The organism is Salmonella enterica subsp. arizonae, from assembly GCF_008692845.1.
Classification (GTDB): Bacteria; Pseudomonadota; Gammaproteobacteria; order Enterobacterales; family Enterobacteriaceae; genus Salmonella; species Salmonella arizonae.
The window spans coordinates 298,635-311,765 of sequence record NZ_VXJW01000006.1; the positions used below are offsets into that span (position 1 = coordinate 298,635).

A 13,131-nucleotide genomic window follows, 5' to 3' on the forward strand; every position below is an offset into this window, starting at 1 on the left:
GAAACGTTCGTCTCTCCGTACGCCCCCATCCGGCAAACAAAATAAAAAAGGCGCCGGAGCGCCTTTTTTGATCAGAACAGTTCGTGTGTTTCACCATTATCAATAATGGTGGTTCCCACCTCATGCACCGCCTGCTGTGTCGGTTGTGTGCCTTCAATGAAATACTCTTCACGACTGTTACCGCCGTTCGCCAGTTGTCCGGTACTGCGGTCGATATTTACCGTGACTACCCCCGGCGGCGGCGTTAGCGGTTGTTCCGGCACGCCTTCCAGCACGGCTTTCATATAGGCGTCCCATGCGGGTTGCGCACTCTTCGCGCCGCCCTCATAGCCGGAAATCTGATCTTTGATCGCGCCGGAGGCGGTAGTTCGGCCTAAATCACGCCGATGATCGTCAAAGCCGATCCATACGGAAGTGACGACGCCAGGACCATAGCCGGAGAACCATGCGTCTTTCGAGTTGTTGGTCGTACCGGTTTTGCCGCCGATATCGCGACGTTTAAGGTCGCGCGCCGCGCGCCAGCCAGTCCCCATCCAGCCGGGTTCGCCGAAGATATTGGTGTTCAGCGCGCTTTTGATCAGGAACGCCAGCGGCGTATTGATCACATGCGGCGCGTATTCCTGCGCGCCGTTTTGCGCGACCAGCGCCTGGTTTGCCTGTTCCAGCTTAGGCATCGGTACAGCGCTGTTTTGCTGTTCTTGCGAAACCGCGACCTCTTCCACGTTGGTGTTTTCCAGCACGTTGGATTTCTGCGTATTGCCGTAAATGACCGGGATATCGCACTCCGGACAGGCGATTTTCGGTTTCGCTTCGAAGATCACGCCGCCCTGATCGTTCTCAATCTTACTGATAAAATACGGGTCGATCAGGAAACCGCCGTTCGCCATCACCGCATAACCACGCGCAACTTGCATCGGGGTGAAGGAGGCGGAACCCAGCGCCAACGATTCGGTATGCACAATATTCTGCGCCGGGAAACCGAAGCGTTGCAGATACTCCGCCGCATAGTCGACGCCCATCGCGCGCATTGCGCGTACCATCACCACGTTTTTCGACTGCCCCAGCCCCTGGCGTAAACGAATCGGCCCGGCGTACTGCGGCGGGGAGTTTTTCGGACGCCAGTCTGAACCGGCCCCGGCGTCCCAGCGGGAAATCGGCACATCGTTGAGTATACTGGCGAGCGTCAGTCCTTTATCCATTGCGGCGGTGTAGAGGAACGGTTTGATGTTCGACCCCACCTGACGCAGAGCTTGCGTCGCGCGGTTAAATTTACTCTGATTAAAATCGAAACCGCCGACCAGCGCCAGCACCGCGCCGGTTTGCGGGTTCAGAGAAACCAGCGCGGAGTTCACCTCCGGCACCTGCGCCAGCCACCAGTCGTTATCCACCTGGCGAACCCAGATTTGTTGGCCTGTCTGGACGACATCGGTGACTTTACGCGGCGTTGGCCCCTGCTGCGTATCCGAGCGGTAAGGCCGCGCCCAACGCATCCCTTCCATACGTAGCGAAACGGACGTACCGTCGGCAAGCGCAGCGGTCGCTTCTTGCGGGTTGGCGCTGGTGATCACGGCAGGAAGCAGCGGTCCGTAGGTCGGCAACGCTTTCAGCGTATCGGTAATTTTTTTACTGTCCCACGCCGTTTCACCCACTTTCCATAGCACATTCGTCGGGCCACGATAGCCGTGGCGCATGTCATAGTTCAGCACGTTATTACGCACAGCCTGTTGCGCGGCTTGCTGCACTTTGCGGGTGATGGTTGTGTAAATACGATAACCGTCTTCATAAGCGCTTTCGCCATAACGGTTATACATCTCCTGACGCACCATTTCCGACAAATAAGGCGCAGAGAAGGCGATTTCCGGCGCGTGATAATTTGCCTCGATAGGCTCGCTACGGGCCTGATCGTACTGCGCCTGAGTGATATATCCCTCGCTTAACATACGCGAGAGCACCACGTTACGACGCGCCGTCGCCCGATCCATAGAGTAGAGCGGGTTAAAGGTAGAAGGCGCTTTAGGCAACCCGGCGATGACCGCCATTTCGCTAAGTGTTAGCTGGTCGACCGTCTTGCCAAAGTAGACCTGCGCCGCCGCGCCGACGCCATAGGCGCGGTAGCCGAGGTAGATCTTGTTCAGATAGAGTTCGAGGATCTCATTTTTATTCAGCAACTGCTCAATACGAATCGCCAGAAACGCTTCCTTAATCTTGCGCATCAGCGTGCGTTCCGGACTGAGGAAGAAGTTTCGCGCCAACTGCTGGGTAATGGTACTTGCCCCCTGCGATGCGTGACCGGAGAAGAGCGCGACGCTGGCCGCGCGGAAAATACCTACCGGATCAACGCCGTGATGCTCATAAAAGCGGCTATCTTCGGTCGCGATAAAGGCATTGATCATTTCCGGCGGAATTTGATCGAGCGTAACGGGAATACGGCGCTTTTCGCCATATTGCGCGATAAGTTCCCCATCCGCGCTATAAACCTGCATCGGAATTTGCAAACGCACATCTTTCAATGTCGCGACGTCAGGTAGCTGCGGCTCAATATAGCGATAGAGGCCATAAATCGAGCCTGCTCCCAGCAGGATGCAACATACTGCAAGGATCAATAAATACTTTACGAACTTCACTGGAGATTTCCCATTTAGTGTCATTTGGGCAGTTTATAAACAAACGCGCGGTAGTATAAAGGCAAGCCAGACGCATTGATATACCCGTTAACGTGACGGGTGATAAGGAGATCGACCGTTATGGCTTTTAAAACCTGGCAAATAGGATTGCATATTCAGCCGCATGAAGCGCTGGCTATCGCCGTTGTTCGCGGCGCATCGGGCTGGTCCCTGCAACGTTGGTGGCGACTGCCGTTGATGAACGCCTCCACGGCAGAAGGGACGATTCCTGATCCGCAATCGCTGGCTCACGTACTACGGCCCTGGAGCCGCGAACTGCCGCTACGTCACCGTATTCACCTCTCTTTTCCCGCTCATCGGACATTACAACGCGCTTTTCCGCATCCGCCGATGCGCCTGCGGGAACGTGAGCAAGTCGCATGGCTTTCACAAACGATGGCGCGTGAGCTGGATATGGATGCGGACTTGTTGCGTTTCGATTTTCAGGACGATGCGCTGAGCCCCGCGTTCAACGTTACCGCCGCGCAAGGCAAAGAGATTTCAGCGCTTTTAACGCTGGCGCAAACGCTCAAGGTGCGGATAGCCGCCGTGACGCCCGACGCCTGCGCGTTACAGCGATTACTGCCATTTATACCACCGGGGCGGCAATGCCTGGTTTGGCGCGATGAGGGCCAGTGGCTATGGGCGACGCGCTATGCGTGGGGGCGTAAATTAGCGCGAGAGGCGGCGACGTTGCATGACCTTGCCGCAACGTTATCCGTCATGCCGGAACATATCGCATTATGCGCCGAAGGCGAATTTGACCCCTGGCGCGCCGTTATCGTCCGTCAACCGCCGGTCCCGCCTGACGGTTATCGCTTTGCGATTGCGCTGGGTTTAGCCATGGGGGAGATACGCTGATGGCGCATTCCGTCAATTTGCTTCCCTGGCGGCGTCAACATTATGTGGCGCGTTTGCGGCTGTGGTGCGTGATATGGGGCGCATCCCTGCTGCTGATAGCAAGCTTCGCGACGATCGCCCGGTCGGTTTTTTTGCAGGAGGGGAGGATTAACGAACTGTTGCTGGCGGCGGAAAACGGGCGCACGACGGCGCTTGCGGCAAATATGCCGCGGTTACAGCAGCGTCAGCGACAGCAACAGGCGCGATTACAACATCAGGCGCAGCGTGAACTGACGCAAGGTTGGCAATCTATTCTGACCGATCTTGCCAACCTGTTGCCAGATCAGGCATGGTTGACAAGCCTGAATTATCAGCAAGAGACGCTAGAACTGGAAGGGCTGGCGAGAACCTTTGGCGACCTGCTAACGCTTGAGACATCGCTTCGTCATTACGCCAATTTTCCGCTTAATCGCACGGGCGCCACGCGGCAGGATGCGCAAGGGCGCTGGCAGTTTCAGTATCAGTTAACGAGGAGTGTCGCACGTGAACGCGCTCTTTGATATCTGGTGCGGGATGTCACGCCGTTGTCGGGGGGGGTGTTGGTGCGCGGGCGTACTGTGCCTGACGCTGACGGTTGCGTTATCGGTGGGCTATCCCGGCTGGAAAACGCTGGATATGCAACACACGCGGTTAAGCCAGCAGCGCGAGGCCGCCCGGCAGCAGTGGCGCAATCTGCGCCGACTGAGCGTAGCGGCTGAACCGCTTTTCGGGCGTACAACCGAAAATACGCGTCCTTTTTCGCCGTTAGATTTCCAGACGCCTCACCAGCGTTTGCTGCACTGGCTGCCGTCGGCGCAGGGGGGCGAAATGGCGTTGAAAACGTCCTGGGAGGGTGTGCCTTCGCTGTTTGTCCGGTTGGCTGAAAGTGAGATGAGCGTAAGTCGGTTTTCATTACGTAGGGAGGGGGCGGAATTATTGATGACGCTGCAACTGGAGCGCCTGGCGAATGAAGGCTAGCCGTAGCGTATTGCTCTGTTTTTGTCTGCTGACGTTGACGGGAATGCGCGATCCCTTCCACCCGCCGGAAGACCGCTGTCGGATCGCGGAACTCTCGCAGTGGCGGTATCAGGGCGCGGTGCGTAAGGGCACGCGATGGATAGGCATTCTTAAAGACAGTCAGCAAAAATGGCGGCGCGTGGAAGAGGGGCAGATGCTGGAAAACGGCTGGATGATTGTCCGCCTGACGGCGCAAGCCTTAACGTTAACGACCGGTAAAAATTGTACGCCGTCGCAGTGGCGGTGGCTACGTCAGGGAGCGGACAATGAAGCGATGGATAGCCATAATACTGATGGTCTTGATGCCCGCCGCGCAGGCGGGAAAAGCGGCGAACGTGACGCTGGTGGTTGACGACGTCCCAGTGGTGCAAGTTTTGCAGGCCTTAGCTGAGCAAGAACGACAAAACCTGGTAGCGTCGCCGGACGTCAGCGGCACGTTATCGCTGCATCTGATGGATGTGCCGTGGAGACAGGCGCTACAGACGGTGGCGAGCAGTGCGGGGTTGGTGCTGCGTCAGGAGGGGAATATTCTCCATGTACACTCGCAGGCCTGGCAAAAAGAACACCACGCGCGCCAGGATGCCGAGCGGTTAAAGTTGCAGGCTAATTTACCGCTGGAAAACCGTAGCATCAGCCTGCAATACGCTGATGCCGCCGAACTGGCGAAAGCGGGTGAAAAACTCCTGAGTGCGAAGGGAACCATCACGGTGGATAAGCGCACCAATCGCCTACTGCTGCGTGATAACCGCACGGCCCTGGCGGAGCTGGAAAAATGGGTATCGCAAATGGATCTGCCGGTGGCGCAGGTGGAGCTGGCGGCGCATATCGTCACCATTAATGAAAAAAGTCTGCGGGAACTGGGCGTAAAGTGGACGCTGGCTGACGCGCAGCAAGCGGGAGCGGTGGGGGACGTGACGATGCTTTCCAGCGATTTATCCGTCGCCGCCGCCACCTCACGCGTAGGGTTTAACATTGGGCGCATTAACGGACGCTTGCTGGATCTAGAGCTGTCAGCGCTGGAGCAAAAGCAGCAGTTGGATATTATTGCCAGTCCCCGGCTGCTGGCTTCGCATTTGCAGCCAGCCAGTATTAAACAAGGCAGCGAAATTCCCTATCAGGTCTCCAGCGGCGAAAGTGGCGCGACATCCGTTGAATTTAAAGAAGCGGTGCTGGGAATGGAGGTGACGCCCACCGTTTTGCAAAAAGGGCGCATCCGCCTGAAACTACATATCAGCCAGAATGTTCCCGGTCAGGTGCTACAACAGGCAGACGGCGAAGTGCTGGCGATAGATAAACAGGAAATTGAAACACAGGTAGAGGTAAAAAGCGGCGAGACTCTGGCGCTGGGCGGTATTTTTTCGCGAAAAAATAAATCCGGCAGAGATAGCGTGCCGTTGCTTGGGGATATCCCCTGGCTTGGCCAGCTCTTCCGCCATGACGGCAAAGAAGACGAGCGACGCGAATTAGTGGTGTTTATCACCCCCAGACTGGTTGCGACAGAATAATTTATGCATAAAAATGCGCTGTTTTTGCACTGAACTCGTCTCAGGGATTTGACGTGTGGATGTATTTAGCATACAAGGAGTACCGATTTGAGAGTCGTGCTTTTCGTTGCTTACGCATTGATAAATGCGTTTTGCCTTGCCGAAGGTGTGCATAAGACCGATGATAAACGGCTGAATGTCCGCTGATGCAGACTTATTGGTTCTGCGGATTTCACATAATTGTTTGAAATTAAAACGATTTGTCGGCCGGATGTGTTGTTCTGGCCGCCATCCGGCAACGCTAACTCAGGTTTTGCAACAATCAGGCTTGGTGATTTATTCAGTTGCCAAACCCGCTTGAGTATTGAGATAATTTTCAGTCTGACTCTCGCAATATTTTATGAGGTTTCAGTTCATGTCCTGCTGCGCTGGGTGTCTGTGAAGCGGGTTTACCATTAACGAATAGTCTTAGTAGTACCGAAAAAATGGCAGAGAAACGCAATATCTTTCTGGTTGGGCCTATGGGTGCCGGGAAAAGCACTATTGGGCGCCAGTTAGCTCAACAACTCAATATGGAATTTTACGATTCTGATCAAGAGATTGAGAAACGAACCGGAGCTGATGTGGGCTGGGTCTTCGATGTTGAAGGTGAAGACGGCTTCCGTAATCGTGAAGAAAAAGTTATCAACGAATTGACGGAAAAACAGGGTATTGTGCTGGCAACCGGCGGTGGCTCTGTAAAATCGCGTGAAACGCGTAACCGTCTCTCCGCGCGTGGCGTTGTGGTTTACCTTGAAACGACCATCGAAAAACAACTGGCGCGCACGCAGCGTGATAAAAAACGCCCGCTGTTGCAAGTTGAAGCGCCGCCTCGCGAAGTTCTGGAAGCGCTGGCTAACGAACGCAATCCGCTGTACGAAGAGATTGCCGACGTCACCATTCGCACCGACGATCAAAGCGCTAAGGTTGTGGCAAACCAGATTATTCATATGCTGGAAAGCAACTAATTCAAGCAGAATACGCTGGGTAAGCGGGTACAAGTAACTAAGGTGGATGTCGCGTCATGGAGAGGATTACAGTCACTCTCGGGGAACGTAGTTACCCGATCACCATCGCGGCTGGTTTGTTTAACGAACCAGCTTCATTCTTGCCGCTGAAATCGGGCGATCAGGTCATGTTAGTGACCAATGAAACCTTGGCGCCGCTTTATCTGGATAAGGTTCGCGGCGTACTCCAACGGGCGGGCGTTAACGTAGACAGCGTGATTCTCCCTGACGGCGAGCGGTATAAAAGCCTGACAGTGCTGGATACGGTGTTTACGGCGTTACTGAAAAAACCGCATGGTCGTGATACCACGCTGGTCGCGCTTGGCGGCGGCGTGATTGGCGATCTCACCGGTTTTGCGGCGGCCAGCTACCAGCGAGGCGTTCGTTTTATCCAGGTGCCGACTACCCTACTGTCGCAGGTTGACTCCTCCGTTGGCGGGAAGACCGCTGTCAACCATCCCCTTGGCAAAAACATGATTGGCGCGTTTTACCAACCCGCTTCTGTGGTCGTCGATCTTGATTGCCTGAAAACCCTTCCCGCACGCGAACTGGCATCAGGGCTGGCAGAGGTGATCAAATACGGCATCATACTCGACGCGGACTTCTTCACCTGGCTTGAGGGTAATCTGGATGCGTTATTGCGTCTGGACGGCCCGGCGATGGCGTACTGTATTCGTCGTTGTTGTGAGCTGAAAGCGGAAGTTGTTGCCGCCGACGAGCGTGAAGCTGGCTTACGTGCTTTACTGAATCTTGGACATACTTTTGGCCATGCCATTGAAGCGGAAATGGGATATGGCAATTGGTTACATGGCGAAGCCGTAGCCGCAGGTATGGTGATGGCTGCGTGCACCTCCGAACGTCTGGGACAGTTCAGTTCTGCTGATACGCAGCGCATTATCGCTCTGCTCAGACGGGCTGGGTTGCCTGTCAACGGCCCTCGCGAGATGTCCGCTCAGGCCTATTTGCCGCACATGCTGCGAGATAAAAAAGTGTTGGCGGGAGAGCTGCGTTTAGTGCTTCCGCTGGCCATAGGGAAAAGTGAAGTACGCGGCGGAGTGTCGCACGAAGTCGTTCTTAGCGCGATTGCTGATTGTCAGCAGGCGTAACAACAAGAAAGGTCAGACTGATATCGCGTAGATGTCAGTTTTTTAGCTTCAGGTTATGTGCAATGTCGTAAGCATTAACCTTTGAGTGGGGTGTTAAATGGATGAATTCAAACCAGAAGACGAGCTGAAACCCGATCCCAGCGATCGTCGCACTGGTCGTTCTCGTCAATCTTCAGAACGCGATAATGAGCCGCAGATCAACTTTGATGATGTTGATCTGGACGCTGACGATCGTCGGCCAACGCGTGCGCGTAAAGCGCGTAGTGAAGAACCTGAAGTCGAAGAAGAGTACGAATCCGATGAAGACGATACGGTGGTCGAGGAACGTGTTGATCGCCGTCCACGTAAGCGTAAAAAAGCAGCCCATAAGCCAGCTTCTCGCCAGTACATGATGATGGGCGTCGGCATACTGGTGCTGCTGCTGTTGATTATTGGTATCGGTTCCGCGCTGAAAGCCCCCTCAACGTCTTCAAGCGAGCCGGCGACGTCTGGCGAAAAGAGTATCGATCTTTCCGGTAACGCCGCCGATCAGGCTAATGCGACCCAGCCAGCGCCGGGTACGACCTCTGCAGAACAAACGGCGGGTAATACATCCCAGGATATTTCTTTGCCGCCAATTTCTTCGACGCCGACGCAGGGACAGTCGCCTGTGGTCACTGATGGCCAGCAACGCGTGGAAGTGCAGGGAGATCTGAATAATGCATTGACGCAGAATCCTGAGCAGATGAACAACGTCGCGCTCAACTCTACGTTGCCGACAGAGCCTGCAACCGTCGCGCCGGTTCGCAATGGTAGCGCGTTGCGTCAGGCGGCGGTTCGCGAACCAGCCGAACGTCATACCACGCGTCCGGAACGTAAACAGGCTGTCATTGAACCTAAGAAACCGCAAACAACAGCGAAAACCACGACTGCGGAACCGAAGAAACCGGCCACGCCAGTGAAAAGCACGGAACCAGCCGCGACGCCGAAAGCGACAACTGCGCCTACGGCTGCGCCGAAAGTGACGGCAAGCGCCGCGCCGGTACAAACCGCGAAGCCAGCGCAAGCCTCGACAACGCCTGTCGCAGGTGGCGGGAAAAGCGCTGGCAATGTTGGCGCGTTAAAGAGCGCGCCATCCAGCCACTACACGTTGCAGCTCAGCAGTTCTTCAAATTACGACAACCTGAATGGTTGGGCGAAGAAAGAGAACCTGAAAAATTATGTGGTATACGAGACGACGCGTAATGGACAACCGTGGTATGTGCTGGTAACCGGGGTGTATGCTTCGAAAGAAGATGCTAAACGTGCTGTGTCCACTCTGCCGGCTGATGTACAGGCGAAAAACCCGTGGGCAAAACCGTTGCATCAGGTTCAGGCCGATCTGAAATAATCCAGGCTGTGTCCTGCAATTGCCTGTGAGTGTCGCTGACAGCTATTTTTGTTCAGGACAGGCGCGAGGGGCGCATTTGTTACCGCCAAATGCGCCGTAAAGCAACGCGGCACAGCCTAAAGCGCAGGATGCTGTCGGAGCTTTCTCCACAGCCGGAGAAGGTGTAATTAGTTAGTCAGCATGAAAAAAAATCGCGCTTTTTTGAAGTGGGCAGGGGGAAAATACCCTCTGCTTGATGATATAAAACGACATTTGCCAAAAGGCGATTGCCTGGTCGAACCCTTCGTGGGTGCTGGATCGGTGTTTCTTAACACCGACTTTTCTCGTTATATCCTCGCCGATATCAACAGCGACCTTATTAGCCTCTATAACATCGTGAAGTCACGTACCGACGAGTATGTACAGGCTTCGCGCGAACTGTTTATGCCTGAAACCAACCAGGCTGAGGTCTATTACCAGCTCCGCGAGGAGTTCAATACCTGCCAGGACCCCTTTCGCCGAGCGGTGCTGTTTTTATATCTGAATCGCTACGGTTATAACGGGCTCTGCCGCTATAACTTACGCGGGGAATTTAATGTACCGTTCGGTCGTTATAAAAAACCTTACTTCCCGGAAGCGGAGTTGTACCACTTTGCAGAAAAAGCGCAGAATGCGTTCTTTTACTGTGAGTCATATGCAGACAGCATGGCGCGCGCGGACAAGTCGTCGGTGGTCTATTGCGATCCGCCTTACGCGCCGTTGTCCGCCACGGCTAACTTCACAGCGTATCACACCAATAGTTTTAGCCTGACGCAACAAGCGCATCTGGCGGAAATCGCTGAGAATCTGGTCAGTAACCGGATTCCGGTGCTCATTTCCAACCATGATACGGTACTCACGCGCGAGTGGTATCAACTCGCAAAATTGCATGTCGTCAAAGTTCGACGCAGTATAAGCAGCAACGGTGGCACACGTAAAAAGGTGGACGAACTGCTGGCTCTGTACCAACCAGGAGTCGTTTCGCCCGCAAAAAGATAATTCTCAAGGAGAAGCGGATGAAACAGTATTTGATTGCCCCCTCAATTCTGTCGGCTGATTTTGCTCGCCTGGGCGAAGACACCGCAAAAGCGCTGGCTGCCGGCGCTGATGTCGTACACTTTGACGTCATGGATAACCACTATGTGCCGAACCTGACTATTGGCCCGATGGTGCTGAAATCCCTGCGTCAATACGGTATTACCGCGCCTATTGATGTTCATCTGATGGTCAAGCCTGTCGACCGTATTGTGCCCGACTTTGCCGCCGCTGGCGCGAGCATCATTACCTTTCACCCGGAAGCCTCCGAGCATGTTGATCGCACGCTACAACTGATCAAAGAGCACGGCTGTAAAGCGGGTCTGGTATTCAACCCGGCAACGCCGCTCAGCTATCTCGATTACGTCATGGACAAACTTGATGTGATCCTGCTGATGTCCGTTAATCCAGGCTTCGGCGGTCAGTCTTTTATTCCTCAGACGCTGGATAAGCTGCGCGAAGTCCGTCGCCGTATTGATGAGTCCGGTTACGATATTCGTCTGGAAGTGGATGGCGGCGTGAAGGTGAATAATATCGGCGAGATCGCCGCAGCAGGCGCGGACATGTTTGTCGCGGGGTCGGCAATATTTGATAAGCCCGACTATAAACAAGTGATTGATGAAATGCGCAGTGAACTGGCAAAGGTAAGTCATGGATAAGTTGCAGAATATTCGGGGCGTCGCCTTGGATCTTGACGGTACGCTGGTGGATAGCGCGCCGGGTTTAGCCGCAGCGGTCGACATGGCGCTGTATGCGCTGGAACTGCCGGTTGCTGGTGAAGAACGCGTAATTACCTGGATTGGTAACGGCGCCGATGTATTGATGGAGCGCGCGCTTGCCTGGGCGCGTCAGGAACGTGCCGCGTTGCGTAAAACAATGGGCAAACCACCTGTTGATGATGATATCCCTGCGGAAGAGCAGGTACGTATTTTGCGTAAGTTGTTTGACCGGTACTATGGTGTTGTGGCGGAGGAGGGGACGTTCCTGTTTCCGCACGTAGCCGACACGCTGGGCGCGCTGCACGCTAACGGATTGCCGTTAGGTCTGGTGACCAATAAACCGACGCCATTTGTAGCACCGCTGCTTGAAGCGTTGGACATTGCCAAATACTTTAGCGTGGTCATCGGTGGTGACGACGTACAAAACAAAAAGCCACATCCGGATCCGTTGCTGCTGGTAGCTAGCCGAATGGGTATTGCGCCAGAGCAGATGCTTTTTGTCGGCGATTCCCGTAATGATATTCAGGCTGCAAAAGCGGCTGGCTGCCCTTCGGTTGGCCTGACATACGGCTACAATTATGGCGAAGCGATCTCCCTTAGCGAGCCGGACGTCATTTATGACAGTTTTAACGATATTCTGCCCGCACTTGGGCTTCCGCATAGCGATAACCAGGAAATAAAAAATGACTAAGCCCATCGTTTTTAGTGGCGCACAGCCCTCAGGTGAATTGACCATTGGCAACTATATGGGTGCATTGCGTCAGTGGGTAAACATGCAGGATGATTATCATTGCATCTACTGCATCGTAGACCAACATGCCATTACCGTGCGTCAGGACGCGCAGCAGTTACGTAAAGCGACGCTGGATACGTTGGCGCTGTATCTGGCATGTGGTATTGATCCTGAAAAGAGCACTATTTTCGTTCAGTCCCATGTGCCGGAACATGCGCAGCTTGGTTGGGCTCTGAACTGCTATACCTATTTCGGCGAGCTGAGTCGCATGACGCAGTTTAAAGATAAATCTGCGCGTTATGCGGAAAACATTAACGCCGGTCTGTTTGATTACCCAGTGCTGATGGCCGCGGATATCCTGCTGTATCAAACCAATCTGGTGCCAGTAGGTGAAGATCAGAAGCAACATCTGGAATTGAGCCGCGATATCGCCCAGCGTTTTAACGCGCTGTATGGCGATATTTTCAAAGTACCGGAACCGTTTATTCCGAAATCCGGCGCGCGCGTGATGTCGCTTCTGGAACCGACGAAGAAAATGTCCAAATCAGACGACAACCGCAATAACGTGATCGGCCTGCTGGAAGATCCGAAATCGGTAGTGAAGAAAATCAAACGTGCGGTCACTGACTCCGACGAGCCGCCGGTAGTGCGTTATGATGTGAAAGAAAAAGCGGGTGTCTCTAACCTGCTGGATATTCTTTCCGCCGTAACCGGTCAGAGCGTTCCTGAACTGGAAAAACAGTTTGAAGGTAAAATGTATGGTCATTTGAAAGGCGAAGTGGCGGAAGCCGTTTCCGGAATGCTGTCTGAGCTGCAGGAACGTTATCACCGTTTCCGCAACGACGAAGCGTTCTTGCAGAAGGTGATGAAAGACGGGGCGGAAAAAGCCAGCGAGCGCGCGGCCGAAACACTGAAAGCGGTTTACGAAGCTATTGGCTTTGTGGCGAAACCGTAACGGTTATTGCCCTGCCCGATGGCGTTGCGCTTATCTGACCTTTAGAAAAAACCGGGAAATTCCCGGTTTTTTGTATGTACGCATAAAATGTAACGTAGGAATAATTC

At 54.2% G+C, this 13,131-nt stretch carries 13 protein-coding genes; 12 read left to right on the forward strand and 1 reads right to left on the reverse strand.

The genetic code is table 11. The features are described from left to right. Positions 1–71: 71 nt before the first annotated feature. Complete coding sequence (gene mrcA / locus F4V61_RS13810) at positions 72–2,624, reverse strand: peptidoglycan glycosyltransferase/peptidoglycan DD-transpeptidase MrcA (protein WP_038397476.1); 2,553 nt, start codon at positions 2,622–2,624, stop codon at positions 72–74. A 120-nt stretch (positions 2,625–2,744) separates the two neighbouring features. Between mrcA and F4V61_RS13815 the strand changes: the two genes are divergently transcribed. The 12 genes from F4V61_RS13815 (at position 2,745) to trpS (ending at position 13,024) form a co-directional block, all read left to right on the forward strand. Next, positions 2,745–3,524 (forward strand): hypothetical protein, encoded by a 780-nt coding sequence (locus F4V61_RS13815; RefSeq protein WP_038397477.1) that lies wholly within the window; start codon positions 2,745–2,747, stop codon positions 3,522–3,524. Further along, entirely contained in the window at positions 3,524–4,063 is a 540-nt protein-coding gene (locus F4V61_RS13820) for a PilN domain-containing protein (RefSeq protein WP_000951378.1), read from the forward strand. Before F4V61_RS13815 ends, F4V61_RS13820 begins: the two co-directional genes overlap by 1 nt. Then, positions 4,047–4,520 (forward strand): hypothetical protein, encoded by a 474-nt coding sequence (locus tag F4V61_RS13825; RefSeq protein ID WP_000992471.1) that lies wholly within the window; start codon positions 4,047–4,049, stop codon positions 4,518–4,520. The genes F4V61_RS13820 and F4V61_RS13825 overlap by 17 nt, the downstream gene beginning before the upstream one ends. Further along, positions 4,510–4,911, forward strand: coding sequence for a HofP DNA utilization family protein (locus F4V61_RS13830; RefSeq protein WP_000648137.1), 402 nt, complete (start codon positions 4,510–4,512; stop codon positions 4,909–4,911). Before F4V61_RS13825 ends, F4V61_RS13830 begins: the two co-directional genes overlap by 11 nt. Continuing rightward, positions 4,826–6,064, forward strand: a complete 1,239-nt coding sequence (gene hofQ / locus F4V61_RS13835) for a DNA uptake porin HofQ (protein ID WP_024132104.1) — start codon at positions 4,826–4,828, stop codon at positions 6,062–6,064. Before F4V61_RS13830 ends, hofQ begins: the two co-directional genes overlap by 86 nt. Positions 6,065–6,528: 464 nt before the next feature. Then, positions 6,529–7,050: a shikimate kinase AroK gene (gene aroK, locus F4V61_RS13840; RefSeq protein ID WP_000818621.1), complete on the forward strand. Its 522-nt coding sequence runs from the start codon at positions 6,529–6,531 to the stop codon at positions 7,048–7,050. 56 nt (positions 7,051–7,106) lie between these two features. Then, positions 7,107–8,195 (forward strand): 3-dehydroquinate synthase, encoded by a 1,089-nt coding sequence (gene aroB, locus F4V61_RS13845; RefSeq protein WP_000439829.1) that lies wholly within the window; start codon positions 7,107–7,109, stop codon positions 8,193–8,195. A 97-nt stretch (positions 8,196–8,292) separates the two neighbouring features. Then, on the forward strand, positions 8,293–9,564 hold the full coding sequence (gene damX, locus F4V61_RS13850) for a cell division protein DamX (protein ID WP_000343130.1): 1,272 nt from the start codon (positions 8,293–8,295) through the stop codon (positions 9,562–9,564). Between the two features lie 180 nt (positions 9,565–9,744). Further along, positions 9,745–10,581 (forward strand): adenine-specific DNA-methyltransferase, encoded by an 837-nt coding sequence (gene dam, locus F4V61_RS13855; RefSeq protein ID WP_000742127.1) that lies wholly within the window; start codon positions 9,745–9,747, stop codon positions 10,579–10,581. 17 nt (positions 10,582–10,598) lie between these two features. Next, positions 10,599–11,276 (forward strand): ribulose-phosphate 3-epimerase, encoded by a 678-nt coding sequence (gene rpe, locus F4V61_RS13860; RefSeq protein WP_038397481.1) that lies wholly within the window; start codon positions 10,599–10,601, stop codon positions 11,274–11,276. Continuing rightward, the gene (gene gph, locus F4V61_RS13865) at positions 11,269–12,027 is read left to right on the forward strand and encodes a phosphoglycolate phosphatase (protein ID WP_000359658.1); all 759 of its coding nucleotides are present in this window, start codon (positions 11,269–11,271) and stop codon (positions 12,025–12,027) included. Before rpe ends, gph begins: the two co-directional genes overlap by 8 nt. After that, entirely contained in the window at positions 12,020–13,024 is a 1,005-nt protein-coding gene (gene trpS / locus F4V61_RS13870; RefSeq protein WP_079827394.1) for a tryptophan--tRNA ligase, read from the forward strand. The genes gph and trpS overlap by 8 nt, the downstream gene beginning before the upstream one ends. The last annotated feature ends 107 nt before the right edge of the window (positions 13,025–13,131 follow it).

Coding starts and splice junctions, on each gene's coding strand:
- aroB (WP_000439829.1), top strand. CDS start 7,107: ATGGAGAGGATTACAGTCACTCTCGGGGAACGTAGTTACCCGATCACC.
- F4V61_RS13820 (WP_000951378.1), top strand. CDS start 3,524: ATGGCGCATTCCGTCAATTTGCTTCCCTGGCGGCGTCAACATTATGTG.
- damX (WP_000343130.1), top strand. CDS start 8,293: ATGGATGAATTCAAACCAGAAGACGAGCTGAAACCCGATCCCAGCGAT.
- hofQ (WP_024132104.1), top strand. CDS start 4,826: ATGAAGCGATGGATAGCCATAATACTGATGGTCTTGATGCCCGCCGCG.
- F4V61_RS13830 (WP_000648137.1), top strand. CDS start 4,510: ATGAAGGCTAGCCGTAGCGTATTGCTCTGTTTTTGTCTGCTGACGTTG.
- aroK (WP_000818621.1), top strand. CDS start 6,529: ATGGCAGAGAAACGCAATATCTTTCTGGTTGGGCCTATGGGTGCCGGG.
- rpe (WP_038397481.1), top strand. CDS start 10,599: ATGAAACAGTATTTGATTGCCCCCTCAATTCTGTCGGCTGATTTTGCT.
- trpS (WP_079827394.1), top strand. CDS start 12,020: ATGACTAAGCCCATCGTTTTTAGTGGCGCACAGCCCTCAGGTGAATTG.
- F4V61_RS13815 (WP_038397477.1), top strand. CDS start 2,745: ATGGCTTTTAAAACCTGGCAAATAGGATTGCATATTCAGCCGCATGAA.
- gph (WP_000359658.1), top strand. CDS start 11,269: ATGGATAAGTTGCAGAATATTCGGGGCGTCGCCTTGGATCTTGACGGT.
- dam (WP_000742127.1), top strand. CDS start 9,745: ATGAAAAAAAATCGCGCTTTTTTGAAGTGGGCAGGGGGAAAATACCCT.